Below are 26174 nucleotides of genomic sequence, written 5' to 3'. Positions count from 1 at the left end.
GCGAACGCTAGGGCTTGAGCAGGTAGTAGCCGGCGATCGTGATACACGCGAGCGCACTCGCGATCATCATGACGATGAGCCACTGCGGCGCGCCGTCGGTCGGGATGTGGATCGGATCGTCAGGGCCGTGCGAACGCGGCCCGTACGAAGATGGACCCTCTCCGTCCTTGGAGGCGTCTTCCCGTCGCTCGGAGTCGCTCTCGCGGCGGTTCCCTTCGGACGAGGTCGACGAGGGCAGCGGCGTGAGCGGCACCGAAATCTTCGGCTGATCGAGCTCCTTGACACGGCGGCTCGGATCGGGGGCGTTGAGCGAGCTCGGCGGCATGGGCTCGGGGAGCTGGTACTTGCGGTAGCGCAGCCCCGTGATGTCCTCTTCCGTCGGCTCGGGCAGCGCCTCGCCCTCGAACTTCGACACGACGACCGTGATGTTGTCGTGACCGCCCGCCTGGTTGGCCCGATCGGTGAGCGTCTTGCAGACCTCGAGCGGATCATCGATCGTGCGCAGGACCTCGCGGATCTCCTCGTTGCGCACCATGCCCGAGAGGCCGTCCGAGCAAAGCAGGAGCGTGTCGCCGCGCTTGAGCTCGACGAACGTGAGGTCCACCTGCACGCTGTCGGAGGTGCCGAGCGCCTGCAGGATGATGTTGTTGTGCTCGAAGGTCTCGGCCTCCTCCTCGGTGAGCTGACCGGCCTCGATGAGCTGGTTCACGAGCGACTGATCACGCGTCACCTGCACGAGCCGATCGCCGCGCAGGATGTACGCGCGGCTGTCGCCGACCTGGCCGATGAAGAGGTGATCGTCGACGAGCGCCGACACGGTGGACGTCGTGCCCATCCCGCGCCGCGTGCGATCGAGCTTCGCCTCGCTGAAGATGCGCAGGCCCGCCGACTCGATCGCGTGCACGAGCCGCGCCGCGAGCTCGTCGTGATCCTTCGGCGACTCGCCCGAGATCATCTTCTGGAAGATGATGTCGACCGCGAGCTGGCTTGCGACCTCGCCGGCGGCCGCGCCGCCCATGCCGTCGCAGACGCCGAGCAGCACGCCGCGCTCGCCGACGAGCTGGTTGCGATCGGTCTCCATCAAGCCGCGGCTCGCCTTCGTCAGGTCCGCGACGATGAAGTTGTCCTCGTTGTGCTCGCGCACCTGACCCACGTCCGTTCGACCGAACAAGCGCAGCTTGATCGGAGCGGACTTCTTCGGCTTGCGCTCGCTGGGCAGACCCTCGGCGCTTTCCGCGGGGCGGTTCGAGTCGGGCTGCGTCTCTCGGGAGGCTTGTTCGCTCATGGGCTCACTACGAGAGGTCCACCCGGAACAGGTGCTGGCCGATGCGTAGGTAGTCGCCGTTGTCGAGGGTGACGTCCGCGCGGATCGCGACGTAGGTGCCGTTGGAGGAATCCAGATCCGCGATCGTGAACTCCCCGCTCATCGGGCTCCTGCGCAGGACGGCGTGCCGCCTCGACAGGAACGGGTCGGCCGTGAAAACGATGTCTCCCACCTCTCGACCGATCACCGTTTCATCCCGGAACAGATGGTACACGTCGCGGGTCACGCCCTCGACCGTCCGCTGACAGAGCCGTGCGCGCCGTGGGGTCGAGGGAGACCCGAACAACAGGGTCCCATGCTGGGTTGCATGCCCGAGCCCTCGCTCCGCGTCGTTCACGGTTTCGAACTGTAACACTTCGAGGCCCAGGAGGAGCAAGTCGCCGTCTTTCAGCGCGTGCGGTTCCCGGATGCGCCGGTAGACCCCGTTCGTGGAATGCAGATTCCGGAGGATCCACCGACCCCCCTGGGGCAAGAGGCGCGCATGCCGCGGGGAGACGTACAGATCGTCCGAGAGGAGGATGTCCCCCTCGGACCGGCCGACGTCGACCTGGCGATCCACGAGCGGAAACGACTTGCCTTCGCTGCCGTCCTCCACGATCACGACCAGCCGGCCGGTCTGCAGGCGCCCGCTCGGCGTGATGGACGGCGCGGGCGCGGGGGCGACGAACGCCGACACGAGCCTCTCGTCCCGGCGCCCCGCGGTCACGGGCTCGGCGAACGTGGGCTCGGCCTCCGCGCGGGCAGCGGCCTTCTCCCCCTCGTCGAGCGGCGCGCCGCAGTACTTGCAGAAGCGCATGCCCTCGGCGGAATGACCGTGGCAACGCGCACAACGGACGAGCCGTGGAGGGCCGGTCCGGGCCGTCGCGATCCCAACGACGGGCGCGCCGATGATCTTGTCCCCCGTATCGTCGGGGATCGTGGCCGGCGTGCTCTCCAGGTTCGGCGCGACCACGGAACGCGGAACCACGGGCCGGGCCGCCGGTGTCTGCGTGATCGGCGCGGGGGCGAGAGCCGCCGCGGGAGGCTCCGCAGGCAGAGGTGAAGGAGGCGGAGGCGGCGCGGCCACGGGCTCGGGCTCGGACTCCGGCGCGCGACGCACGACGGCGGATTCGTTCGAAGCCGCCGGGGGACGACCAAGCGAAGCGCCACACGTCACGCAGAAGCGGTATCCGGGCGGATTCGACGAGCGACAGCTCGGACAGGTCGTGATCGCATCCGCGCCGAACGAGACGGTGAACTGGAGCGCGGGGGCCTCGGGCCGAGAGCGCGGCGCCGAGGGTTTGGGCGACGAAGCCGAGCCGCCGGAGGTCGGACTCCCGGACGTCGGACTGCCGGAGGTTGGACTCCCGGATGTCGGACTCCCGGACGTCGGGCTCCCGGACGTCGGGCTCCCGGATGTCGGGTTCCCGGATGTCGGGTTCGCCGAGGGAGCGGGGTTCGAGGCGATCGCGGGCGTGGAGCTCGGCGCGTCGTCCGTGCTTCGGACCTCGGGGACGGCGGCGCGCTCGACGCGTTCGATGCCGTGGGGCGGTGTGGGCGGCACGCCGCGCCCCTGGGTCCGGAGGCGCCTGCCGCAATCCAGGCAAAACGTCAGGTTGTCGGCGTTTTCACGACCGCAGACGTCGCAGATCACAGCGCGAGAGGACCGCGGAGGCGCTTTCGAGTCAAGTGCCCGAGCGCAAGTCCGACACGAAAAGGGCGCCCCGCGGGCCGCTCCGCGCTACCTGCGCCCGATCTCACTGCGGATCTCGAACTGGAACTCGGCGCCCAAAAAGTGCGCCACGCCCGTGGCCCGGACGGCCCCCGCCGTGTCGGTCCATCCGGCGATGAGCATCGGCCGGTACACCAGCCCGAAGCCCAGGATCGCTACCCGGGAGAGCTCGATTTCGACGCCGAGGCCGCCGAAGAGCAGCCCGCCGCCCGTCTCGACGCCCCACTCATTTCCATACGCGAGCGCGCCGATCCCCCAGGAAGCGTAAGGCGCGGCGCGGGTGCCGAAGTCCGGCAGGTAGCGCATCTCGAAGCGGAGCTGCTGGAAGATCCCGAGCCGGTAGAGGTTGCTCGAGTCCATCTTCGCGAACTGGTAGGCCCCGCCGATGTACCACGGCCCGGCGGACCGATACCCGCCGCGGATCGCGAGCCCGCCGGCTCCGCCCAGGATGCACGGCGCGGTCTTTCCACCTTGGGGTGCGCAGACCGCGCCCGCGTCGAGGTTCGTCTCCGCCACGATGGCCACCCCGTATTGGATGTACTCAACGTGCAGCGGCGGTGGACGGACGCCCCCGAGGACACGAAGAGGCGCATTCGCGGGAGGCAGCGCGGCGCTCGGCTCACCACGCGCCGGACCGGAGGCGGCGAGCAGAGAGGCGCAGAGGAGCAGACCGAAGGGCCGTCGCGCGCTCACCGGCGCTCACGCTACGCGCCTGGGCCCGAGCCCGCAACCCGCCGCGCGCGTGCCTCTCGCGGAGCGCGGGCGGGGCTCCTCGTCCCTTCCCCTTTCCGCTCCGGGCGAGGCCCGGGAAGGCGCGGCCCGACGCGTGGGGCGGGCGGGTCCTGGTCACCGAGCTCTCCGGGAGCTCGCAGCTTGACGCGGCGCGCGCCTGCGCCAACGTCTCGGAAACCTCTTCGCCGATCATCGGCGCGCTTGACGTCGCCATGGTTGGTCGCCTAAACGGAGCCACGCTCATGGAGATCCACCTCGACAAGCGTGCGGTTAAGCAGATCCGCCTCTCCGCTGCGGACGCGATCGACGAAGGCGATACGGAGGCCCTGCGCGAGGACGTCCTCGAGGCGTTCAGCGAGGAGCAGGTCGAAGAAATCGAGCGACGGCTCGACAGCGGTGACTTCTTCGAATTCTTGACCGACGTCCTCGACGAGTGGAGCGGCGACGACGTCGACGAGCTCTTCGAACTTCTTGAAACGCAGCTCGGCGAGATGGGTATCGATCTCAAGTACGAGCAGCGTGAAGAAGAGGACGAGGAAGAAGTCGAGGACGACGACGACCTCGACGACGACGACGACGACCTCGATGACGAAGACGACGAGGAGCTCGAGGAAGAGAACGACGACGAGGACTGACGTCCGCCGTCAGTCGGCCGCGGGATCCGCAGGATCCTCGTCCTTCCGTCCGCTCACTTCTTGCTCGATGTAGCCCGCGCACGGCTTTTCGTTCGGCGCGGGCCTCATTTCGTCGCAGACGAGGTGCGCGCAGCGCGCGTACCGCGAGTCGGAAAAATCCTTGCGCAGACGCGTGACGAGGTCGCAAGCCTCGTCCTTGTCGCCGTCCTCGTGCGCGAGGCGCGCCTCGGCCCAGAGCGCGTCGTCACGCAGGTCGGACGTCGGATGATCGGCGTAGAGCTTGTGCATCTCGCGGCGCGCGGCGCGATGGTCGTGCAGCCGATCGCGGTAGAGCGCCGCGATGCGCATCTGCGCCGGTGAGTATCGCGGTCGCTCGTAGCTGCCCGTGAGGTGCGAGGACTCGCGCGCCGCGAGCAGCGTGCGCAGGTGCGTGATCGCCGCCTCGTAACGCCCGAGCTTCTCCTCGATCAACGACGCGTGCCAGAGCGCGTCGTCCGTCAGCGTCCCGTACGGATACGGGTGCGCGACGGAGAGCGCGACGAGCGCGTCGCGTGCCTCCGCGAGCCGCCCGAGCCGCTCGAGCGCGAGCGCCGCTTCGTAGTCGACGTTCTCTTCGAGGTCCGTGTTCCGCAGGATCCGCGCCGGCCCCTTCGCCCACGCGAGCACCGCCTCGTCGCCGCCGCGCTCGCGCTCGTGCTCCACGATCCGCTTCACCGCTCTGCGCGCGAGGCCGTGCTTCGTGTGCCTCGCCGTCGCGTCGAAGAGCATCCCGTACCCGCGCTCCGCGTCGCCGTGCGTGATCTCGAGATCGGCGAGCTCGAACGCGGCGCGGCCTGCGCGTGGCCCATCGGGCGACGTCTCGGCGAGCTTCTGGAGCGCGGCCTTCGCCTCGACGTGCGCGCCGCGCCGCTCGTGCATACGCGCCACGAGGAAGAGGGCCTCGTCGCGATCCTTCACGCGCTCGGCGACACGCGCGGCCTCGTCGTAGCTCTCCGCGGCCTCCTCGTAGCGCCCCGCGTGATGCGCGCGCTGTCCCGCGGCGAACGAGCGCTCGTACGCGTCGCCGAGGCTCGGCCCGCACCCCACGAGCCACCACGCGAGGACGAACCCGGCGACGCGCTTCGTGCTCACGCGGGCGTCGCCTTTCGCGTGACGACCTCGCGTGTCGCTTCCGCGAGCGCAGCCGCGGCCTCGGCGACGCGCGCCGCCGGCAGATCGAGGTGCGTCACCACGCGCACGCGCCGCGCGCCCGATGCGCTGACGAGCACGCCACGCGCGCGCGCCGCCGCGACGAGCTCGTCGGCCGCCACGGGCAGATCCACCTGCACGAGGTTCGTCTCGACCTCGCGCACGTTCGCCCCGGGCACCTCGCGGATCGCCGCGCCGATCACACGCGCCGCGGTGTGATCCTCCGCGAGCCGCGCGCGGTGATGCTCGAGCGCGTACAGCGCGCCCGCCGCGAGCACGCCGACCTGCCGCATGCCACCGCCGAGCATCTTCCGGAACCTACGCGCTCGTACGATCGTCGCCGCGTCGCCGCAGATCGCCGATCCCACCGGCGCGCCGAGACCCTTTGAGAAGCAAACACTCACCGTGTCGAACGGCGCACACAGCTCCGCGACCGAGAGCCCCGACGCGACCGAGGCGTTCCACACGCGCGCGCCGTCGAGGTGCATCGCGAGCCCGTGCGCCCGCGCGACCTCCGCGATCGCGATCACGTCGCGCTGCGGGAACACCCGACCGCCCGCTCGGTTGTGCGTGTTCTCCAGCGCAACGACCCGCGTCCGCGGGTGGTAGTCGGCCGGCGGCTTGATGACCACTTGCAGCTCCTCCGGCCCGAAGAGCCCTCCGCGCCCGGCGACCTCGAACTGCACCCCGGACCAGGCCGCGCCCGCGCCCGACTCGTAGAACGCGCAGTGCGCGCCTTCGCCGATGATCACCTCGTCGCCGCGCTGCGTGTGGCAGAGCAGGGCGATCTGGTTGCTCATCGTCCCGCTCGGCACGAACAACGCCGCCGCTTTGCCGGTGATCTCGGCGGTGAGCTTCTCCAGGCGCGCGACCGTCGGGTCTTCCCCGTAGACGTCGTCGCCCACCTCGGCCCGGGCCATGGCCTCCCGCATCGCGGCGGTGGGCCGCGTCACGGTATCCGAGCGCAGATCAATCATGCCCCTACTTCACCCACGAAGAAGCGCGCTTGGCAACGCCTTGTTCGCGGGCGGGGAACGTCAGGCGCGAACGACGCCTCGATGCCCTAGCAGAAGAAGCACTTGTTGCGCTGCGGCGGCTCCGGGTCGAAGCGCACGCGACCGCAGGTATCGCAGACGCACAGGTTTTGCGCGTAAAACTCCCGCCGGCCGAGGATGTCCGATACGAACAGGCTCGTCACGATGTCGCTCAGGATATCGTGGCTCCGGGGGCGCGGCACCCATTGCATCGTATCGCCCACGACGACCCTGCGAACGCGGCCGGCGAAGATCGCGGCCGAGAGGAAGCGGTCGTCGGCCGGGGACTGGAGCAGCCCGCGCAGGTGGCCGACGACACGCGCGCGCGTGCGGACCAGGATCGCGGCCGTCTCGTCCGTCGGCGGAATCTCGGGCAGGAACGAGCTGCAGTGCTTGTCGGCAGGCACCGCACCGAAGAGCGGCTCCTGAATCCGCCAGGGACGAGCCATGTAACCGGACTGCACGAGGTTCCGGTCGATCCAGGAGCGCAGCTCCTCCCGGCACATCCGCCGCGAGGCCACGCCCTCAAGGAACGTCAGCGCTGCGGCGAGCGCGTCGCTCGGCGGGGGCAGGGGCTCGGGCAGGACGGCGCGACGGATGCCACTGCCCCGGTTCGACGAGACGGGCGCCACGTCGCTCGTGCTTTCGCTCTTCGCGGCAAGAACGTTTCTGAGCAAGGGTCGCGTCGACATGTCGCGCGAACAGGAGCAATCGCCGGGCCAGACGACGGGACTCCGCCATGGTCGTCAAACGTTCAGCCAGGACGAAAAACAGGAACCCTGGACGGACTGGAGAGCGGACGGGCGAGCAGCTCTTGCCATGCGGGCTTCGGCGATTGCATTTCGGGAGCGCGTGAGCCGGCCCCCGGTGTGCGGCGCGGACACGGTCGAGCCAGTGCGCCGTCGCGGCTCCCGCGTCGGAATGGAGCCGCCCTTCGCGGCACGCTCCATTTTTTTCACATTCTACCGACTGCTCTTGATTCGTGGGTAAACAAACCGTCCCCGGAATCGACGCGCGTCCGGTGTCCACCTTATGCCGCGACGAGAGCAGGAAATCGCGGCCCGCGAGAAGCGTGAGCAAAATCACTGCCACCAAAGATTCCCGCGCGGATCGCGGACATCGACCCATGGAACTGCCGCGCGACGCCGCGCGTATGCATGGACTCCGACCCCTCTCGCCCTGGGCGTGCTCCCCTTTGCGAGCGAATTTCGCACGGGGGACGCCTGAAGGTTGACGTTCTGGTCGGACAACGGAGAGAGTGCTTTACATGACCAAACATGGACTTGTTTTCCTGGGTGCTTTGCTCGCTTCCACCTCTCTCATCGCGGCGACGGGCTGCGGCGATGAGAACAGCGGCGGTTCGGGTGGTTCGGGTGGTTCGGGCGGCGCGGGTGCGTCCGGCGGCATGGGCGGCACCGGCGGCATGGGCGGCTCGGGCGGCTCGGGCGGCAGCGCCGCGGTCGACTGCGACAAGTACTGCACGGACATCGCGGCGAACTGCACGGGTGAAAATCAGCAGTATGCCGATAAGACGAGCTGCATGGGGAGCTGCGCGGGCCTCCCGGCCGACGGCAAAGACGGCGACGCGGCCGGCAACACGATGCAGTGTCGCATCTATCACACGAGCGCGGCGACGGGGGATCCGGCGACGCACTGCCAGCACGGCGGCCCGAGCGGCGGCGCGACGTGCGGCTCGCTCTGCCAGGCCTTCTGCTCGCTCGCGGTGGAGACGTGCCCCACCCAGTGGCCGCAGGAAGGCGAATGCATGACGTCATGCATGGCCTGGACCGCCGCGAACATGACGTACAACGCGGCGAACTTCACGGCCGGCAATACGACCGAGTGCCGCCTCTACCACCTCTCGGTGGCGGCGAGCGACGAGACGGCCGCGGCGACGCATTGCCCGCACACGATCGCGATGTCCGACACCTGCAAGTGAGAGCGACCGACCTCGCTCCTCGCGCGAGGTCCACGCCTCTCCCGAGCCCCGCGCCGTTCGCGGGGCTCGGGTTGTTTCCCCGAAAGAGCCGCCACGCCACGCCCGCCGGGTTGCGCTATTCTTCCGCAATGCCTCTCCTTTTCCGTCGCCTCGCGCCGATCGCCTTGTTCTCTCTCCTCGCCGCCCTCGGCTTCGCGTGCACCGCGGATCTCGAAGAAGGTTGCCTCGGTGGGCAATGTGTCCCGCCGGGCAGCCCCCCGATCCCTCCCCTGCCGACGAGCGGCGCGGGCGGCGGCGGCGGCGGCGACGCAGGCCCGACCTGCGACGACACACCGGCCACCGGCGATTTCCCGTGCGACGTCTTTGCCGTCCTCCAGACGCACTGCCACGGCTGTCATCAATCGCCGCCGCTCTCGGGCGCGCCTTACTCGCTGCTCACGTACGAGGATACGCGCGAGCTCCACGGCGTGACCACGAAGCCCCGTTTCGTGCGTATGGCCGAGGTCGTCGAGAGCGGCTTCATGCCCCTCATGGCCACGATCCCCGAGGCCGACAAACAACTCCTGCTCGACTGGCTCTCGACCTGCGGCCTGCCCGCCCCCGACGGTATGGGCTGCGAATGACAACGTCCGTAGATGCGCCGACCATGAACGTCGACGTCGGCAATCCCTTCGAAAAGATTTCCAGCTACATCACGCCGCGGACGCCCGCCCGGCCGGCCGCGCGGAATCACAGAGCTCCGCGAGCAGCCGATCCAGCGTTTTGAGGTCCAATGGCTTCGCGAGGTGCCGATCGAAGCCGGCCGCCCGCGAGAGCTTCCGATCCTCGGGCGAGGCATACCCCGTGAGCGCGATCAGGATCCTGTCCCGGTGCGTCGGATCCGCGCGGAGCGCCTGCGCGACCTCATAACCGTTCATCCCGGGCAAACCGAGATCACACAGGATCACCTCGGGATCGAAGCTGCCCGCCTTCTCGATCCCCTCGGGGCCGGAATGGGCGACCTCCACGTGCACGTTGCGCCGCCCGACCGCGAGCGCCTCGGCAAGGCTCGCAGCCGCGTCCGCATTGTCCTCGATGACCAGGATCCGGCCGCAGCGATGCTCCTCGCGGCCCACGCTCGCCGCGCCGTTCGGGGCCGCGGGCTCCCGCACGGGCAGCTCGATCGTGAAGGTGGCGCCCCGGCCCGGGCCCTCGCTCTCGGCGCGCACGTCACCGCCGTGCAGCGCGACCAGGCCCTTGACCAGCGAGAGGCCGAGGCCGAGCCCCCCGCGGCTCCGCGTCAGCGTCCTGTCGGCCTGCGTGAAGGGACGAAAAAGATGCGGCAAGAGCTCCGGCGCAATGCCCATCCCGGTATCGCTCACGCGAATGCAGGTTCGCCCTCCCTCCGCGAGCGACACCACGACCTGCACCCGCCCGCCGCGATCCGTGAATTTGGCCGCATTGTGCAGCAAATTGCCGACGATCTGCGCGAGCCGCGTCCCGTCGCCGTTCACCCACACGGGCCCGTCGGGCAGCTCCACGCTGAGCGTCACCCCGCCCTGTTCGAAGACCGAGCGGAGATCCTCGACGGCGCGATGCACGAGCTCGCAAAGCTCGATCGGCCCGTGCTGGAGGTGGATCTTGCCGCGCGAGATACGCGTCACGTCGAGCAGGTCGTCGATGAGCCGCGTCATGTGAACGATCTGCCGCTCGATCACGCGCTCGGCGCGCTTCGCCTGCTCGCTGCCCGGCGCCGCGCGGCCGAGCACGTAGAGGCTGTTGCGAACCGGAGCCAATGGGTTTCGGAGCTCGTGCGAGAGAATGGCCAGAAACTCGTCTTTGCGACGATCGGCCTCCGAGAGCGCCTCGGCGAGGGCGCGATGGCGCTCTTCGCTCTCGTGCAGCGCCGCGAGCGAGGCCCGCGCGGCCATGGCGGCTCGTTCGGCCTCCAGCCGCGTTTGCTCGGCGAGCCAACGCTCGGCCTGCGCGCGCCGCCGCGCCCGGCGCTCCGAGCTCATGACGAGGATCACAATCGCGCCGGTCACGAAAAACGTGACGAGCCGGAATACGTAGGGAAAGACAACCCCCGGAGGCTCGTCCCCCGACGACCCCGCAAACCAGTACCACCCGAAGCCGACCGTGGAGAGGACGAGCGAAACCAGGCTCGGAAAAAACCCCACGACGAGCGCCAAAAGCGCGAGGATCCCGATCGGCACCACCAGGAACAGGCCGTCGAGCGGCCGGACCAGCAGGAGGGCCGTCGCAATCGAGGCCATCGCGACGGAAATCGCGAGCAGCCAGGGCCAGATCACGGCAAATGTGGAGCGCGCGGGCACTTCGGAGGGGATGGTTTGCTCCATCGGTGAAGGGACGACGGACGGGTTGCCACAACGTAACATACGACCGAGGCCACGCCATACGAGGCGAGGACGTGCCCGGCATCGCCCGGAAAAACCCTTATGGCAGAGCCCGCTTCGGCGGCCGACGTCGCTCGGTCGTCCACGCATTCGACGCGCGAGCGGTAAAAAGCGAAAGGCCCCGATCTTTCGATCGGAGCCTCTCGGTCGCAGCGGCTCATAAGCCGAGTTCTGTCTCGCCCCGAGGTCACCCCCGGAGCGTCGGCGATCATTCCTCTAGGGCACGCATTGCTGCGTGCCTCCAGCAGCCAACCCGGAGGCATCGGACGGGCCGTCCTCTCGGGACCTCTCGATCCCATCGCCTCCCTACGCGGCCTTGCACCGGGTGGGGTTTGCCATGCCACCCCCGTTACCGGAGATGCGGTGGGCTCTTACCCCACCGTTTCACCCTTACCGACTGGACGAGCACCACGAGGGCACCTTCAAGCCGGCGGTCTGGTTCTCTGTTGCACTCTCCTCGAGGTCACCCTCACCGGGCGTTACCCGGCACCCTGCCCTGCGGAGCTCGGACTTTCCTCCCGCGGAAACCCGCCGGCGATCACCTGCTCCGCTGCGACGAGGCGGAAGATAACGCCCCCCGATCCGGAAGTCGAGATGTCGCCGTTCTAGCGGCCCTGCGGCCCACGGCTCACGTTCATCTCGTCCGCCTTCTTCTTGCCGCGCCGTTTTTACAGCGCCGAGAGCTCGAACGCCGTCGCGACGGCGGGCTCGCCGAGCTCCCGCGCCGCGGCCTCGGCCGCCTCGCGCGCCGTCCGCGCGAGGCTCACGATGATCCCGTCGAGGAGGTCCAGCGTCTCGATCTCCACAGGGGGGCACGAGCTCGTTGCGATAGAACGCGGCCACGTCCCTGTCTCGGATTCTACACGGGTACGGGTCGCAATGCTGGACGCAGGGGGCGCGTGCCGATTGCGCTCGAGGCCAATGATGACGCGCACCGCCCGCTCCCGGGCATCAAGCCGAACGAGGCAACGAGGTCGCCTCGTCCGTGCTCGCCGGGTCGTAGCCGAGATTGGGGCTGAGCCATCGCTCGACTTCCTCTGTCGTCATGCCTTTGCGGACTTTGTAGTCCGCGACCTGATCACGATCGATCTTGCCGAGCGTGAAATAGCGCGCCTCCGGGTGGGCGAAGTAGAGACCACTCACGCTCGAGCCCGGCCACATCGCGAACGACTCGGTGATGCGCATCCCCGTGTTCCGCTCGACGTCGAGCAACGCCCACAGCGTGCCCTTCTCCGTGTGATCGGGACAGGCGGGGTAGCCTGCGGCAGGACGGATGCCGCGGTACTTCTCCGCGATGAGCTGCTCGGGCGAGAGGTCCTCGTCCTCGCCGAAGCCCCATTCGATCCGCGCTTCTTTGTGCAGATATTCGGCGAAGGCCTCGGCGAGCCTGTCGGCGAGCGCCTCGGCCATGATCGCGCTGTAGTCGTCGTGCTGTTTGCGGAAGGAGTCGCAGAGCTCGTGCAGCCCGATCCCCGTCGTCACCGCGAACGCGCCGAGATGATCGCGGAGGCCACAGCCTTCCGGCGCGATGAAGTCCGAGAGGGAGCGGCACGAGCCGCCCTTCTCGGTGACGCCTTGCTGGCGGAGGAAGTGGAACGTGGCGAGCCGGGTCTTGCGTGACGCGTCGGTGTACAGCTGCACGTCGTCGCCCACCGCCTCGGCGGGGAAGATGCCGTATACGCCGCGCGCCGTGAGCAGCTTCTTGGCGATGATCTCGTCGAGCAGCACGTTCGCTTCTGCGAACAGCTTCTTGGCCTCTGCCCCGTACTTCTCGTGCGAGAGGATCCGGGGATAGACGCCCTTGAGCTCCCACGTGTGGAAGAACGGCGTCCAGTCGATGTAGTCGCGAAGCGTGGTGAGCGGGACGTCGGGGAGCACGCGCGTGCCGATCCGACGCGGCGCTGCGATGTCCTCGGGACGCCACGTGATGGGCGTGCGGTTCGCCCGGGCGGCCTCGAGGGTCATGAGCTTCTGCCTCGTCCCTGTGTGCAGCCGGCGCAGCTTTTCGTATTCGCTCCGATGCTGCTCCACGAAGGCGGCCCGGCCGTCCTCGCTGAGCAGGCTCGTGGTGACCGGAACGGCGCGGCTCGCGTCGAGCACGTGCACCACCGGCTCGCTGTAGCATGGCGCGATCTTGATCGCGGTGTGCGCCCGGCTCGTGGTCGCGCCGCCGATGAGGAGCGGCAGCTTGAAGCCCTGGCGCTCCATCTCGCGAGCCACGTGCGCCATCTCGTCGAGCGATGGGGTGATGAGACCGCTGAGGCCGATGAGGTCCGCGTTCTCGGCCTTCGCGCGTTCGAGGATCTTGTCGCAAGGCACCATCACGCCCATGTCGACGACCTCGTAGTTGTTGCAGGCGAGCACGACGCCGACGATGTTCTTGCCGATGTCGTGGACGTCGCCTTTCACCGTCGCGAGCACGATCTTGCCCTGCGTGCGGACCTCCTCGCCGCGCGCCGCCATCTCGAGCTTCTCCTGCTCCATGAATGGCGTGAGGTATGCGACGGCCTTCTTCATCACGCGCGCAGACTTCACGACCTGGGGAAGGAACATCTTGCCCGCGCCGAAGAGGTCGCCGACCACGCTCATGCCGTCCATGAGCGGGCCCTCGATCACGGCGAGGGGCCGACCGAGCTTCAATCGCGCCTCCTCGGTGTCGGCGTCGATGAACGTGTCGATGCCCTTCACGAGCGCGTGCGAGAGCCGCTCTTCGATCGTGCCCTTGCGCCACTCCTCCTCCCCCTTCTTCGTTGCGGCGGCGCCCGCGTTCTTGGCCTTCAGCTGCTCGCCGAAGTCGACGAGGCGCTCGGTCGCGTCGGGCCGACGATTGAGGAGCACGTCCTCGACGAGCTCGCGGAGCTCGGGCTCGATCTCCTCGTACACCTCGAGCATGCCGGCGTTCACGATGCCCATGTCCATCCCGGCTCGGATGGCATGAAAGAGGAACGCCGAGTGCATCGCCTCCCGGACCTGGTTGTTCCCGCGGAAGCTGAACGACACGTTGGAGACGCCTCCGCTGACCTTCGCCCCGGGCAGGTTCTCCTTGATCCAGCGCGTCGCGTTGATGAAGTCGACGGCGTAGTTGTTGTGCTCCTCGATGCCGGTCGCGACGGTGAGGATGTTCGGGTCGAAGATGATGTCCTCCGGCGGGAATGCGACGGCGTCGACGAGGAGACGATACGCGCGCTCGCAGATGCGGATCTTGTCCTCGTACGTCGCGGCCTGCCCCTGCTCGTCGAACGCCATGACGACGACCGCCGCGCCGTACTGTCGGATCTTTCGCGCGTTCTCGAGGAACTTCGCCTCGCCCTCCTTGAGCGAGATGGAGTTCACGATGCCCTTGCCCTGCAGGCACTTCAGGCCAGCCTCGATGACCTCCCACTTGGAGGAGTCGACCATGAACGGCACCTTCGCGACCTCCGGCTCGCTCCCCAGGAGAAGGAGGAACCGGGTCATGGCAAGGACGCCGTCGATCATCCCCTCGTCCATGCAGATGTCGATGACGTTGGCCCCGCTCTCGACCTGCTGGCGCGCGACGCTCACCGCGGTCTCGTAGTTCCCCTCCTTGATGAGCTTGGCGAACCTGGGTGAACCGGCGACGTTCGTCCGTTCGCCGATCATCATGTAGACGCCGGGCTGCTGGGTGAACGGCTGAGAGCCGGAGAGGCGCAGGGGGCCCTCGGCGGCGACGGGCGGCCGGAGCGGGCGCGGCGGCTTGTCCTCGAGCGCCTTCGCGATCGCCGCGATGTGCTCCGGCGTGTTGCCGCAACAGCCGCCCGCGATGTTGACGAGGCCCGCGTTCGCGAACTCCGCGAGGAAGCGCCCCATGTCGGGCGGCTCGAGATCGAAGCCCGTCGGGGCGAGCGGGTTGGGCAAGCCGGCGTTCGGATAGCAGGAGATCGCGGCGTCCGCCTTCTCCGAGAGCTCCGCGAGGAACGGGTACATGAGGTCGGGGCCGAGCGAGCAATTGAGCCCGATGGAGAGCGGCTTTACGTGCTTCACCGCCGTCCAGAGCGCCTCCACGGTCTGCGCGGAGATCATCGTCTCGCCGCCGCGGCCGACGGCAGCGGAGATCATCACCGGGAGGACCTTGCCGTCCTCGGCGAAGACCTCCTGGATCGCGACGATCGCGGCCTTGGCGTTGAGGGAGTCGAAGATGGTCTCGACGAGGAGCACGTCCGAGCCGCCCGCGATGAGCGCCCGGATCTGGCGAACGTAGGCCGCCTTGACCTGATCGAACGTGACCACGCGGAAGCCGGCGTTGTCGGCGTCGGGCGAGTTGGAGAGCGAGACGGTGAGCGGTCCGATGGCTCCGGCGACGAAGCGCGGTTTGCCGTCTGCCGAGCCGATGCGGTCGGCCCATTCGCGGCACTGGCGCGCGGACTGCTCGTTGATCTCCCACGCGAGCTCGTCGAGGAACTTGTCCTCGAGGATCTTCTGGTAGAACGCGGGGTCCTTCTTGCCGCCGTGCTCGCGCGGATCGTCGACGAAGAACTCGCTCTGCCCGATGCTGGTGGCGCTGAACGTGTTCGTCTCGATGATGTCGGCGCCGGCCTCGAGGAAGCGGCGATGGATGTCGCCGATCATCTTGGGCTGCGTCAGCGTGAAGAGATCTCCGTTGTTGAGGAGATCCTTCTTCGAATCCCGGAACCTGTCGCCGCGGATGTCCGCCTCCGTCATCGCGTAGGAGCGGATGGTCGTCCCCATCGCGCCGTCGATGATGGCGATGCGCTTCTGGAGCAAGGAGACGAGGGGATGGATGTCGTTGGTGCTCATGTCAGGCGTTCGGCTTGGTGGCGATGGCGAGGACGACTTCGAAATGGGGCTTCTTGGGTTCGCGGCACGTGACGTCGGCGAACGTGACGGTGAGGCCGGCTCGGGAGAGCATCCGCTTCAGGGTTCGAGGAGCGAAGCCGGGGTGGCGCTCGCCGTAGGCCGCGGTGATCGTCCGATGCTCGTGCGCGTCGAGCGTGAGCGCCACCAGACGGCCGTTCGGGCGCAGCACGCGCGCGCACTCCTCGAGCGCTCGCTGCGGCCTCTCCGCATAGGTCAGCGTGTGAAAGAGGACGATCGCGTCGAAGGACGCCGCGCGGAACGGGAGCTCGTGCATGTCGGCGACCTCTGCGCGCACGTTCTTGTGACGAGCGAGGCGCTTCGTCGCGGCCTCGATCATCCGGGCGTTCGTGTCGATGCACGTGAGCGACGCGCAGTACGGAGCGAGATAGCCGGCCGCAGCGCCGTCCCCCGACCCGACATCGAGCACCTCCCCGAGGTCGAGCAGCGCGGCGATCCCCACGGACAGCGACTGCCACGTGCGGCCTGGCGAGTAGTGACGCTCCATCTCGCCGACGAACGAATCCGGGAGCGCTCCGCAGCGCTCGTCATCGAGAAACGACAGCCGGCGCTTGTCGCGCTCGAGCGTCGGATCGCCTGATCTCGTAGCCGCGTCGAGGACGGTCTTCGCGGTGCTGGACAAGGACTCCTTCGCGAGCACGTAGAAGGAGCGCTGCCCGTCCCGCCGGTCGCGGACGATGCCGCCCTCGCGAAGGCGCGCCAGATGCGTGGACACCCGCGACTGCGAGATGCCGGTGATCTTCACGAGATCCGTGACGCTGAGCTCCCGCTCGAGGAGCAAGGCACACAAGCGGAGACGGCTCTCGTCACCGAGGATGTTGAGCGTGCCGACGGTCCCAGCGAGGTCCATGTATGTGCTCATCTACATAAGCAGATGCGTTCGGGCGTCGCAAGGCGCGTCGCTCACCTCACCGCAAAGCTCCGGCGCGCGCCGTCTTCACAACACGGAGACCCGCGAGCGGCCCTCACGAGACCGGTACGGCGTTCATGAGGTTGCACAGGGCGGCGCTGGGCAAGGGAGCCTGGTTCGTCGACAGATCCAGACCCTCCGAATCAGCGAGGGCTGTTCGCGAGAAAACTGCATGATTGGGCCGGAGCATTGTTTCCTCCGAATCCCCGACCGGGGACCCCGTCCCTCGGACCGTGCGCGGAGGAAGGTGAAAGGCTGCGAGGCGAAGCCCCGCACCGCGCGGAGTCGCGCGCAGCGAATCAAGCCGCGAGCGGGTGCAGCCGGTCGCGCAGCTTGCGCTTGGCGCGGGCCTCGAGCTGGCGCGCGCGCTCGCGTGAGACGCCGAGGCGCCTGCCAATCTCGGCGAGCGAGAGCTCCTCCTCCGGATCGGCCATCATGCGCGTCTCGACGATGTATCGCTCGCGCGGGTCGAGGTTCTGCACGGCCTGCTCGAGGCGCTCGCGCAGGAGCGCTCCCTCCTCGGCGCGCGAGAATCGCTCCTCTTGATCCTGGTCCTCGGCGACGAGGGTATCGACGAGCGAACGCGCGCCGTCCTCGAACACCTTCGTATCGAGCGAGACGTCCCGGGCTTCGAGCCGCCGGGCCATCTCGACGACCTTCTCCGCGGGCGCGCCAAACTTCTCGGCGAGGAGCTTGTCCCCCGCTTCGCCTTCGCCCACGAGCCCCGCGATACGCGCGCGCTCTCGGCGGAGACGGAAGAACATCTTCGACCGGAGCGGGCCGGATCCGACGCCGACGAGGCTCCATGAATGAATCACGTGGTTCAGGATGTACGCACGGATCCAGTATGCCGCATACGTGACGAACCGATTGCCGCGATCCGGGTCGTACTTGCGGATCGCGTGCACGATCCCGAAGTTCCCCTCGGCGATGAGATCGGCGAGAGGAATGCCATAACGCCGGTAGCTGATCGCGATGGACACGACATGCCGCAGGTTGGCGAGCGCCAGCCGGGCGGCCGCGCGCTCGTCTCCCCGATCCCGGAAAGCACGGGCGAGCTCGACCTCCTCCTCGCGCGAGAGCTCCGGAATTTGCCGAACATGCGCGATATATCGAGAAACCGCGCTGCTTTGGTCTCGAGAGGTCTGCACGTCTTCCCTCATTCTCATGAAAGGTGCGATCCCCGTGGGATGCACCGCGTGGTCGCTCGGCATACCCGCCGTGGACGCCGTTTCGAGGGGCCTTCGAGGACGTCGGCCCCGACGGACCGACTCCCTGCATGACTCACGCCGCCCGCGAATGGTTCGGACCTGGCCCGCGTGTGGCACGCCCCTGGCTCACGGGGTGACATGGCCCCAGAGAGAAAGGCCCCGGGGTGCGGCGTGGCTGCACGCTGTGCGACCGGAACGGCCGGAAAACGCACACTTCGGGAAGGCCCGAAGAACGCAGAAAGCCGGAAGTGCGTGGGGATTTTCGAGGTGTTTGCCGTCCGCGGGGGAGCGGGCGGCGCGGCGCGGACGAGCGCCGCGGGCGGGCGTGAGAGAGCGTGCTAGGCGGAGAACGAAGAGCCGCAGCCGCAGGTGCTCTTCGTGTTCGGGTTCGAGAACTTGAACCCCGAGCCGTGGAGGCCTTCCACGTAATCGATCTCCGTCCCGTCGAGGTACTGATAGCTCAACGGGTCGACGTAGAGCTTGATGCCCTTGTCCTCGAAGGTCTCGTCGAGGTCGGTCGGCTTGTCCTCGAAGTAGAGATCGTAGGAGAAGCCGGCACAACCGCCGCCGATGACACGCAGACGCAGGCCCTGCCCCGTGAGATCCTCGGCCGTCGCAATCTCGACGACCTTCTCGGCTGCCTTAGGCGTGATGCTGATAGACATAGTTCTCCTCGTCGCCTCGTCCGGAGAAGCCATGGACGCGGATGGTGTGCGTCGCAGAGGCCGCGCTGAGGTCGGCGGCTCCCAGACGCTCCCTAAGATAGGCAACCTCCTAGCCACTTGCCAGTGGTAGATGACGCTACGGAACAAAAGGGCATGCGGCTCGCGACACGGAGCGCGGACATCAACGAGCGCGGGGTGCGCGAGGCGATCACGCTCGCGCTCGCTCGTGCGCTCAGGATGGCCTCGTTCGAGGGCGTGTTTCGAACGGCGGAGGGCGTGGAGATCCACGAGGACGAGGTGGTCACGCAGGGGACGCCGCCCAGGCTCTTGCGTTCGGCCGTGCTCGCGGAGCGGTTCCGAGGCGCGCGCGAGGTGGCGTTCCTTGTGGTCACGCTCGGCGAGTGATGGGACGAGGCGCTCGATGAGCCCGCGCGGCGCGGCGAGCCAGCCGAGGCGTGGTTCCTCGACGCGCTCGGACGTTCTCTGCGGAAGACCGTGCACAACACGTTCCTCGCGCAGGCCATCGCGGCAGGGCTCGACAGCGCGCTCGAAGCACAGTCGCAGACGCGATGAGGGCCGGCGTCGCCGTGCTGATGCCGCTGCTCGAAGCGTCGGGCAACATCGAGAAGAAGGGCACGGTCACCCCGTCCCCTTCCCTCTCCCCCTCGCGGGCCGAGTCGGACTACCCTCGGAAGATGGCGCAGCTCGAGACGACCACGCTCTGGGAAAGCACGCTCGCGCCCCGCGGGGCCGACGACGCAGCGGGGCCTCGCGCGACCTTGCGCGACGCGCTTTCGCGCATCCGCGGGCGCGCCACGGCCATCGCGAACGAGATGGTCGCAGCGCGCACCGACGAGCCGAGCCTCGCAGACCTTTTGCACACCGACGATCTGTGGATCAGCGCAGACACGGTGGCGGGGCCGAGCTTCTCGCTGACGCCGCCCGAGGCGTTCGTGCTCGCGTCGTCGCTCGTCGTGCACGATCTCGCGCTCGCGCTGGCGACGATGCACGGCGGGACGGACGCGCTGAAGGGCGAGCGCACGTGGCTCGACGCGGTCGTGGGCATGCTGGTGCGCAAGCTCGGGCGCGCGCCGACGACGGCCGAGCTGCAGCAGCCGCCGGCCGACATCGAAGAAGAGGCGATCGCAGAGGCGCTGCGCATGCTCTACGCCAGGCACGCCGAGCGGCTCGCGCTCGCGCCGTACGGGGACGCGCACGGGCAAGAGCACCACCTGGTCGAGCCGGTGGAGCTCCGGCAGGCCTACGGGTCGACGATCGGCCGCGTCGCGCGGAGCCACCTGTGGCTCGCGACGGAGCTGCCGGAGCACTTTCACGAGACGATCGCGCCGCTCGCCGGGATGCCCTCGGGCTGGACGGTGGACGCGTTCAAGCTCGCCTGCCTCTTGCGTGTCGCGGACGTGGCGCGGATCGATTTTTCGCGCGCGCCGCACTTCTGGCGCGCGGCGCGCAGGCCCGCGGGGGCGCGGCGGGAGCACTGGATCTTCCAGGAGAAGCTGCGCGAGCCGTACGTCGCGAACAGCCGGCTGATCTTCCTCGCCGACAGCCCCTTCACGGTGGAAGAGGCGCCCGCGTTCTGGCTCGGGATGGACACGCTGGTCGCGGTGGATCGCGAGCTGCGGATCGTGGACACGCTGCTCGCGGAGGCAGGTCGGCCGAGGCTCGTGGCGCGCGGCGTGGCAGGCGTGGAGGACCCGAGCCGGCTCGCGGATTTCCTCCCCGTCGAAGGATGGACGCCGGTGGACACGCGGGTGCACGTGACGGACATCCCGTCGCTCGTGGAGCGGCTCGGCGCGACGCGGCTCGACGAGAGCGACGCGTCGATGCCGCTGCGGGAGCTCGTGCAGAACGCGGCGAGCGCGGTGCGCGCGCGGCGCATGCTGGAGGAGTGGCCGAGCGACTGGGGCACGATCACGGTGCGGCTCGGTGAGGACGAGGAAGGGCACTGGCTGGAGATCGAGGACACGGGCACGGGGATGCCCGCGGAGGCGCTGTCGGCGCCGCTGCGCGACACGGCGAGCGAGTACTGGTCGTCGCTGCTCCTGCGCCGGGATCCGCCGGGGCTCCTGGCGAAGGGCTTCCGCCGCGGAGGCGGCGGGCTCGGGCCGTTCGCGGTGTTCCTTTGGGGTCAAAGGGCCCGGGTCACGACACGCACGTCCGATCGGGGGCGGAAGGAGACGAGCGTGCTCGAGCTCTACGCAGGCGGGACGACGCGCCCGATCCTGCGCGCGGCCGCGGACGCGGAGGTGATGAGCGACGCGGGGACACGCGTGCGGGTGTGGCTGCGCGCGCCGCCGGACGCGCCGGACGGGATCTTCTACCGGCGCGGGCACGATCGCTGCTGGACGCTGGAGGAGCTCTGCGCGTGGCTCTGCCCGGCGCTCGACGTGCACCTCGACGTGGAGGACGCACACGGCAAGCGCACGCGCGTGGTGCCGGCGTCGGACTGGATGACGATCGACGGCTACGAGCTGCTCGGCCGGACGTGGAGCCCGGAGCCCGAGCCGTTCGAGAGGCTCTGGCCGCGCGAGATCCCGGAGATGGCGCAGAACCTGCGGCCGCTCGTGACGTCGTCGGGCGATACGGTGGGCCGCGCGTGCATCCACCCGACGTACGCCGGCGTGGTGGCCGTGGGCGGGCTGCGCGCGTGTTCGATGCGAGGGATCTCGGGCGTGCTCGTGGGTCGTCCCGGGGCGACGCGAGAGGCGACGGCGGTGCCCGTGGTGGAGCGGCAGGAGCTCGCGCGGTGGGCGTCGGAGCAAGCGGCGCTCTTGTCGGCGCTCGTGAAGGAGCCGGCGGAGCAGATGGCGTGCGCGCAGATCGTGCGGGCGTGCGGCGGTCGTCTCGGCGCGCTGCCGATCGCGGAGAGCGCCAAGGGATGGCTGTCGGAGCAGGCGATCGCGGCGTGGGACGTGGTGCCGGACGAGGTGCTGCTCGTGCGGGATCACCAGCGCGGGCGTGGTCCGTGGTGGCGCGCGAAGATCACGCTCGCGCCGAACGTGCTGGTGGTGCGGATGCACCTGCCGGCGATCCTGGATGCGCGGGATCCGACGCTGTGGCCGAGCGAAGAAGCGCCGAGCGGTGAGCCGTGGCTCGCGGTGTTGCGGACGCTGGCGGGCGCAGTGCTGGAGGCGCTGGCGCGCGCGTGGGGCGTGCCGCTCGACGAGGTGGTGCGATCGACGGGGCCGTCGCGGGAGTCACGGGTGATCGGGGTGGCGGATGGGCGGAGCGTGGAGAGCTTTGTGGATGTGGTGAAGCGGCCGGGTTGAGGGAGCGGCGGGGGCCGGGTCGACGAACAAGGGGCGTGGGTGGTCCCCCCGAACTCGGGCCCTGCGGGCCCTCAAACAACAGGACCCCCCACCCACGCCCCTTGTTCGTCGTCCCAACCCCCACCTCGTTCCGCGCTGGACTCCCGCGACGTCTGGGAAAAGAGGGGTGGGGAGGGGGGACGGGCGGGAGCGTTCGCGCAAAGCCGGGCGTGCCGAGGTGGGGGTGAGGAGATCCCCGGTGCAACGGGTCGGCTTGCCGTTGCATGGCGTGCCTTGCACGCACGGAAAATCGCCCCGTCGAGCGTCAGCGACGGTGGTTGCTCCATGCAAGACGGTCCTTCGCCGCTGCACAGGAGCGGTTGCACCGGTGCAAGGAGCCTCCCGCCCCCGTGACGGCGGTGTTTGCACGTGCGCAAGCAGCGATGTGGCGTGGGATGGCGGAGCGTTGCCCCCGTGCAACCACGGGGCTCGAACGTCGTTGGCCGCCGTTGCACGCGTGCATGGCACGCCTCGCAAGGGGCACGCGTCGTTTTGCGCGCACGCAAGGCACGCCTCGCAAAGGGCACGCGTCGTTTTGCGTGCATGCAAGGCACGCCTCGCAGGTGGCACGCGTCCTTTTGCCCGCGCGCACGGGCCGGGCGGGCCGGTGGTTGCCACGATCTGCGCCGACGCGAGCGCGCCGCGGAGCGGACGTCGCGGGCCCTCGCGCGCATGCACGGGCTTTTGGGACCTAGTCGGCGGCGTGTTTGCCGAGACCCTCGGGCGCGCCCGCGCGGCGTGGCGCGAGCGCGAGGACGAGCAAGGTGGCGACGTAGGGCAAGGTCTGGATCAGATCGCCGATCGCGGTCTTGCGCACCTCGTCCTGGAGCACGATTTGCAGCGCTTCGAGCGTGCCGAACGCGAGGCACGCGAGCGCGGCGCGGCCCGCGCGCCAGCCCGAGACGACGACGGCCGCGAGCGCGATGAAGCCACGGCCCGCGGACATGCCGGACTCGAAGCGCTGCTGGTCGTACGCGAGGTGCGCACCACCTAGCGCGCAGATCGCGCCGGAGACGGCGAGCGCAGCGAGGCGGACACGCGTGACGGCGATGCCCACGCTCGCGGCGGCGACGGGGTTCTCGCCCGCGGCGCGGACGCGCAGGCCGAAGCGGGTCCTTTGCAGGAGGAACGGGGTCGCGGCGACGGCGGCGAGCGCGAGGAAAAAGACGGGATCGGCGAGGACACGCAGGAGCATCGCGCCGCCCGTGGCGCCCGTGGGGCCGAACCGATACGCCTCGATGCCAGGGGAGTTCGAGGCGCTGTCGTAGAGGGCGCGCAAGCCCATGCGGGTCGCGGCGAGCGCGAAGAGGTTCAAGGCGATGCCGCTGATGACGGCATGGACGCGCGCGCGCTCCGTGAGCTGGCCATGGCCGAGCGAGAGCGCGACGCCCGCGGCGATCGCCGCGACGAGGCCAAGCGTGGGGCTGTTCGTCGCGTGCGTGACGGCGACCGCGGTGAACGCGCCCGTGAGAAGGATGCCTTCGAGGCCGATCTGGATGACGCCCGCGCGCTCGGCCCACACGCCGCCGATCGCCGCGCACGTGTAGGGCACGGCGATGCGGATCGACTCGGCGAGCATGGTGAGGGAGAAGATCGAGCTCACGAGCGGGCCTCCTCGGAGGCAGGCGTGGGGGCGGGTTTGTCGCGGGGAGGTTCAGGCTCGGGGCCTTCGTTCGTCGCTGCGCGCGCGCCCTTCGCCGCGACGCGGCTCGCGACCGCGACGAGGACGATGAGCGTGGCTTCGAGGACGTCCATCGCCTCCTTCGGGACACGCGCGTTCACCGCGAGGCCGGCCTGCTCCAGCGTGCCGAGGAAGATCGCGGCGAGGACGATGCCGACGGCCTTGCCGCGGCCGAGCATGGCGACCGCGATGCCGCTCCACCCCGCGCCCGCGCCGAGGCCGAGCTCGTAGTACCCCTTGTACCCGAGCGCGGTCGAGGAGACGGCGAGCGCCGCGATCGCGCCGGAGAGGAGCATCGCGAGGAGCAAACGCCGCTCGACGTCGATGCCCTCGGCGCGGCAAGCCTCGGCGCGAAACCCGACCCAGCGGATCTCGCGGCCGAGCCGGCTGCGTTCGAGCAAGGCCATTCCGACGAAGACGCTCACGACGGCCAGAGGGAAGGCAAAGCTCGCGGCGCTGCCCGCGAAGGAGGGCACGATGCGATCGAGGCGCGGGAGCGCGGCGCCGGGCGCGATGTCCGCGGTGCGGAGCGAATTGGAGCCGAGGACCGTGGTGAACGTCCACGGGAGGATCGCGTCCACGATGCGGTTGACCATGATCGCCGTGATGATCTCGTGTACGCCGCGGCGCGCGCGCAGGATCGCCGGGACGAACGCGACGAGCGCGCCGACCGCCGCGGCGGAGGCGAGCACGATCGGCAAGGCGATCGGCATGGGGAGCGAGGCGGGGAGCTTCGAGGCGACGAGGCCGCCGACGAGGCTCGCGAGCGCGAGTTGCCCCTCGGCGCCGATGTTGAAGAGGCCCGCGCGCAGCGCGACCTCGAACGCGAGGCCCGTGAAGAGCAGCGGCGTGGCCTTGAAGAGGACCTGGCCGAGGCCGTAGGGCGTGCCCCACGTGCCCTCGAACGCGAGGCGCAGCGCCGAGGCCGGCGCTTCCCCGAACGCGAACGCGATCAGGTTGAAGATCAGGATGCCGCCCGCGATCGCGAGGACGATCGGGAGCAAGGCGCGGACACGCTTGTCGTTCACGCGTCCTCCATGCCGAGCATGGCCCGGCCGATGACGTCGTCGGAGGACGTGGGCGGTAGCTCCGCCACGATGCGGCCGCGGTGCAAGACGAGGATGCGGTGCGCGAGGCGCCTGAGCTCGCCGAGGTCCGCGCTCACCACGAGCACGGCGAGGCCCTTTTCCGCGGCCGCGACGATGGCGCCGTGGATCGTCGCCGCCGCCCCGACGTCGACGCCGCGGGTCGGTTGTCCGAGGACGACGAGCGCGCGCTCGGGGCTCGCCTCGATGCGATCGAGCGCGCGTCCCACGACGACCTTCTGCTGGTTGCCGCCGGACAGCTCGCCCGCGCGCCTCGCCGCGTCAGGCGGGTTCACGCCGAACCGATCGATACGACGCTTGATCAACGCGGCTTCCGCGGCAGGCCCGTCGATCTGGCCAAGCTCGCCGAGCACGAGGTTGTCGCCCACGGTCGCGTCGAGCATGAGCCCGTCAGCGTGGCGATCCTCGTGGACGACGGCGATCGCGCGGCGCCGCTTGCGAAGATCCTCCGTGGACCTCACGGCAGGCAGGCGCGCGCCGCCGAGGACGATCGATCCGGCCACGCCGGGTTCGAGCCCCGCCACCGCGCGCACGAGCTCGCGTTGCCCGTTGCCCTCGATGCCCGCGATTCCCACGATCTCCCCCTTCTTCACGGCGAGGCAGAGGCCATCGAGCACGCGCTTGCCCGCGGCGTCGACGAGCACGAGGTCCTCGATCGAGAGCGCGACCTCCGCGTCCTCCGCGAGCGCGGGCGGGCTCGCCTCGGGCGGCGGCTCGCCTCCCATGATCGCCCGCGTGAGCTCGTCTTCGAGCCGCTTCGGGTGGTCGCGCTCGTCCGCTGTGATCGGCCGCGAGAGCACGGTCCTGCCGCGCCGCATGATCGTGACGTGGCCGGCGAAGCGGAGGACCTCGTCCATGCGGTGCGTGACGACGGCGATCGTCGCGCCTCCCTCGGCGAGCGCGCCGAGCGTCGTGTAGAGCTCCTCCGCTTCGAGCGGCGAGAGGACCGCGGTCGGCTCGTCGAGCAAGATCGCGCGGGCGCCGCGGTAGAGCACGCGCAGGATCTCCAGCCGCTGCCGCTCGCCCACCGCGAGATCCGAGGTGCGCGCGTCGAGGTTCACACGAAGGCCCGTCGTTTCCATGAGCGCCTCGGCCTCGCGCCGCGCCTTCGCGAGGTCGAGTCGGCCGAACGAGCCCGTGGGTTCACTCCCGAGGACGAGGTTTTCCAGCGCCGTGAACGCTGAAACCAGCATGAAGTGCTGGTGCACCATTCCAATGGCTGCCGCGCCGTCCTCGATCCGCACCGTGCCCGCCACGCGCGGGGCGAACCCCGCGGCCGCCTTGAGCAGCGTCGACTTGCCGGCCCCGTTCTCCCCGAGGATCGCGTGGATCACGCCGGGCTCGAGGGTGATCGTGGCCGATCGGATGGACCAGCAATCGCCGTAACGAACGGCGATGTCTTCGATCTTCATCACGGGGCCGCGCATCGGCCCCGAGGATACCGCGGGCCCCGCGCGCCGGG

20 protein-coding genes and 1 other RNA gene are annotated in these 26174 nt (G+C 69.4%); 5 read left to right on the top strand and 16 right to left on the bottom strand.

Annotated elements, in window-relative coordinates; all coding sequences use genetic code 11:
* Window positions 1–7: 7 nt before the first annotated feature.
* The 3 genes from QHF89_RS10370 to QHF89_RS10360 all read right to left on the bottom strand — a co-directional run bounded on the left by QHF89_RS10370 (window position 8) and on the right by QHF89_RS10360 (window position 3728).
* A complete protein-coding gene (locus tag QHF89_RS10370) occupies window positions 8–1285 on the bottom strand; it encodes a Stp1/IreP family PP2C-type Ser/Thr phosphatase (protein WP_136931453.1) in 1278 nt (425 codons plus the stop codon).
* Between the two features lie 7 nt (window positions 1286–1292).
* Window positions 1293–2423, bottom strand: coding sequence for an FHA domain-containing protein (locus tag QHF89_RS10365; protein ID WP_136965582.1), 1131 nt, complete (start codon window positions 2421–2423; stop codon window positions 1293–1295).
* A 621-nt stretch (window positions 2424–3044) separates the two neighbouring features.
* Window positions 3045–3728, bottom strand: coding sequence for a hypothetical protein (locus QHF89_RS10360; protein ID WP_136931455.1), 684 nt, complete (start codon window positions 3726–3728; stop codon window positions 3045–3047).
* Window positions 3729–4009: 281 nt separating this feature from the next.
* On the opposite strand from QHF89_RS10360, the gene QHF89_RS10355 reads away from it, so the two are divergent.
* Window positions 4010–4402: a hypothetical protein gene (locus QHF89_RS10355; protein ID WP_284720332.1), complete on the top strand. Its 393-nt coding sequence runs from the start codon at window positions 4010–4012 to the stop codon at window positions 4400–4402.
* 9 nt (window positions 4403–4411) lie between these two features.
* Here QHF89_RS10355 and QHF89_RS10350 read toward each other — a convergent pair whose 3' ends face one another.
* The 3 genes from QHF89_RS10350 to QHF89_RS10340 form a co-directional block, all read right to left on the bottom strand.
* Window positions 4412–5533, bottom strand: a complete 1122-nt coding sequence (locus tag QHF89_RS10350; RefSeq protein ID WP_136965583.1) for a tetratricopeptide repeat protein — start codon at window positions 5531–5533, stop codon at window positions 4412–4414.
* The gene (gene ltaE, locus QHF89_RS10345) at window positions 5530–6567 is read right to left on the bottom strand and encodes a low-specificity L-threonine aldolase (protein WP_136965584.1); all 1038 of its coding nucleotides are present in this window, start codon (window positions 6565–6567) and stop codon (window positions 5530–5532) included. The genes QHF89_RS10350 and ltaE overlap by 4 nt, the downstream gene beginning before the upstream one ends.
* Before the next feature lie 86 nt (window positions 6568–6653).
* Window positions 6654–7316: a hypothetical protein gene (locus QHF89_RS10340; protein ID WP_136965585.1), complete on the bottom strand. Its 663-nt coding sequence runs from the start codon at window positions 7314–7316 to the stop codon at window positions 6654–6656.
* 575 nt (window positions 7317–7891) lie between these two features.
* On the opposite strand from QHF89_RS10340, the gene QHF89_RS10335 reads away from it, so the two are divergent.
* On the top strand, window positions 7892–8563 hold the full coding sequence (locus tag QHF89_RS10335) for a hypothetical protein (protein WP_211365435.1): 672 nt from the start codon (window positions 7892–7894) through the stop codon (window positions 8561–8563).
* Between the two features lie 128 nt (window positions 8564–8691).
* Window positions 8692–9186 carry a hypothetical protein gene (locus QHF89_RS10330; RefSeq protein ID WP_136931459.1) on the top strand — a complete coding sequence of 165 codons (495 nt, stop codon included), beginning with the start codon at window positions 8692–8694 and terminating at the stop codon, window positions 9184–9186.
* A gap of 69 nt (window positions 9187–9255) precedes the next feature.
* On the opposite strand, the gene QHF89_RS10325 is transcribed toward QHF89_RS10330, so the two are convergent.
* The 7 genes from QHF89_RS10325 to erpA form a co-directional block, all read right to left on the bottom strand.
* Window positions 9256–10902: a hybrid sensor histidine kinase/response regulator gene (locus QHF89_RS10325; RefSeq protein WP_284720331.1), complete on the bottom strand. Its 1647-nt coding sequence runs from the start codon at window positions 10900–10902 to the stop codon at window positions 9256–9258.
* A 202-nt stretch (window positions 10903–11104) separates the two neighbouring features.
* An RNA gene (gene rnpB, locus QHF89_RS10320) (RNase P RNA component class A) lies at window positions 11105–11513 on the bottom strand.
* 114 nt (window positions 11514–11627) lie between these two features.
* A complete protein-coding gene (locus tag QHF89_RS10315; protein WP_284720330.1) occupies window positions 11628–11765 on the bottom strand; it encodes a hypothetical protein in 138 nt (45 codons plus the stop codon).
* A 145-nt stretch (window positions 11766–11910) separates the two neighbouring features.
* Window positions 11911–15735, bottom strand: a complete 3825-nt coding sequence (gene metH, locus QHF89_RS10310) for a methionine synthase (RefSeq protein ID WP_136965587.1) — start codon at window positions 15733–15735, stop codon at window positions 11911–11913.
* Window position 15736: 1 nt separating this feature from the next.
* Window positions 15737–16675 carry an ArsR/SmtB family transcription factor gene (locus QHF89_RS10305; RefSeq protein ID WP_284720329.1) on the bottom strand — a complete coding sequence of 313 codons (939 nt, stop codon included), beginning with the start codon at window positions 16673–16675 and terminating at the stop codon, window positions 15737–15739.
* Window positions 16676–17022: 347 nt separating this feature from the next.
* On the bottom strand, window positions 17023–17874 hold the full coding sequence (locus QHF89_RS10300; protein WP_136931464.1) for a sigma-70 family RNA polymerase sigma factor: 852 nt from the start codon (window positions 17872–17874) through the stop codon (window positions 17023–17025).
* Window positions 17875–18272: 398 nt separating this feature from the next.
* Window positions 18273–18599, bottom strand: a complete 327-nt coding sequence (erpA, locus tag QHF89_RS10295; protein WP_136965588.1) for an iron-sulfur cluster insertion protein ErpA — start codon at window positions 18597–18599, stop codon at window positions 18273–18275.
* Between the two features lie 153 nt (window positions 18600–18752).
* Between erpA and QHF89_RS10290 the strand changes: the two genes are divergently transcribed.
* Window positions 18753–19004: a hypothetical protein gene (locus tag QHF89_RS10290; RefSeq protein ID WP_136965589.1), complete on the top strand. Its 252-nt coding sequence runs from the start codon at window positions 18753–18755 to the stop codon at window positions 19002–19004.
* Between the two features lie 164 nt (window positions 19005–19168).
* Entirely contained in the window at window positions 19169–21886 is a 2718-nt protein-coding gene (locus QHF89_RS10285; RefSeq protein ID WP_136965590.1) for an HD domain-containing protein, read from the top strand.
* A gap of 730 nt (window positions 21887–22616) precedes the next feature.
* On the opposite strand, the gene QHF89_RS10280 is transcribed toward QHF89_RS10285, so the two are convergent.
* The 3 genes from QHF89_RS10280 to QHF89_RS10270 are packed head-to-tail and all read right to left on the bottom strand — an operon-like array spanning window position 22617 to window position 26139.
* A complete protein-coding gene (locus QHF89_RS10280; RefSeq protein ID WP_136965591.1) occupies window positions 22617–23528 on the bottom strand; it encodes an ABC transporter permease in 912 nt (303 codons plus the stop codon).
* On the bottom strand, window positions 23525–24634 hold the full coding sequence (locus QHF89_RS10275) for an ABC transporter permease (protein ID WP_136965592.1): 1110 nt from the start codon (window positions 24632–24634) through the stop codon (window positions 23525–23527). Before QHF89_RS10275 ends, QHF89_RS10280 begins: the two co-directional genes overlap by 4 nt.
* Entirely contained in the window at window positions 24631–26139 is a 1509-nt protein-coding gene (locus tag QHF89_RS10270) for an ABC transporter ATP-binding protein (protein ID WP_136965593.1), read from the bottom strand. The genes QHF89_RS10275 and QHF89_RS10270 overlap by 4 nt, the downstream gene beginning before the upstream one ends.
* Window positions 26140–26174 lie beyond the last annotated feature (35 nt).

The sequence above is a fragment of the Polyangium sorediatum genome (genome assembly GCF_029946465.1).
Taxonomy (GTDB): domain Bacteria; phylum Myxococcota_A; class Polyangia; order Polyangiales; family Polyangiaceae; genus Polyangium; species Polyangium fumosum.
Note: the sequence above shows the minus strand (reverse complement) of the source record. Positions and strands in the feature narration are given on the sequence as shown.

Excerpts from the sequence above, each read along its gene's own strand:
- QHF89_RS10340 (WP_136965585.1), bottom strand. The coding sequence starts at position 7,316 with ATGTCGACGCGACCCTTGCTCAGAAACGTTCTTGCCGCGAAGAGCGAA.
- ltaE (WP_136965584.1), bottom strand. The coding sequence starts at position 6,567 with ATGATTGATCTGCGCTCGGATACCGTGACGCGGCCCACCGCCGCGATG.
- QHF89_RS10370 (WP_136931453.1), bottom strand. The coding sequence starts at position 1,285 with ATGAGCGAACAAGCCTCCCGAGAGACGCAGCCCGACTCGAACCGCCCC.
- QHF89_RS10325 (WP_284720331.1), bottom strand. The coding sequence starts at position 10,902 with ATGGAGCAAACCATCCCCTCCGAAGTGCCCGCGCGCTCCACATTTGCC.
- QHF89_RS10355 (WP_284720332.1), top strand. The coding sequence starts at position 4,010 with ATGGAGATCCACCTCGACAAGCGTGCGGTTAAGCAGATCCGCCTCTCC.
- QHF89_RS10270 (WP_136965593.1), bottom strand. The coding sequence starts at position 26,139 with ATGCGCGGCCCCGTGATGAAGATCGAAGACATCGCCGTTCGTTACGGC.
- erpA (WP_136965588.1), bottom strand. The coding sequence starts at position 18,599 with ATGTCTATCAGCATCACGCCTAAGGCAGCCGAGAAGGTCGTCGAGATT.
- QHF89_RS10290 (WP_136965589.1), top strand. The coding sequence starts at position 18,753 with ATGCGGCTCGCGACACGGAGCGCGGACATCAACGAGCGCGGGGTGCGC.
- QHF89_RS10285 (WP_136965590.1), top strand. The coding sequence starts at position 19,169 with ATGAGGGCCGGCGTCGCCGTGCTGATGCCGCTGCTCGAAGCGTCGGGC.
- QHF89_RS10335 (WP_211365435.1), top strand. The coding sequence starts at position 7,892 with ATGACCAAACATGGACTTGTTTTCCTGGGTGCTTTGCTCGCTTCCACC.
- metH (WP_136965587.1), bottom strand. The coding sequence starts at position 15,735 with ATGAGCACCAACGACATCCATCCCCTCGTCTCCTTGCTCCAGAAGCGC.
- QHF89_RS10330 (WP_136931459.1), top strand. The coding sequence starts at position 8,692 with ATGCCTCTCCTTTTCCGTCGCCTCGCGCCGATCGCCTTGTTCTCTCTC.
- QHF89_RS10305 (WP_284720329.1), bottom strand. The coding sequence starts at position 16,675 with ATGAGCACATACATGGACCTCGCTGGGACCGTCGGCACGCTCAACATC.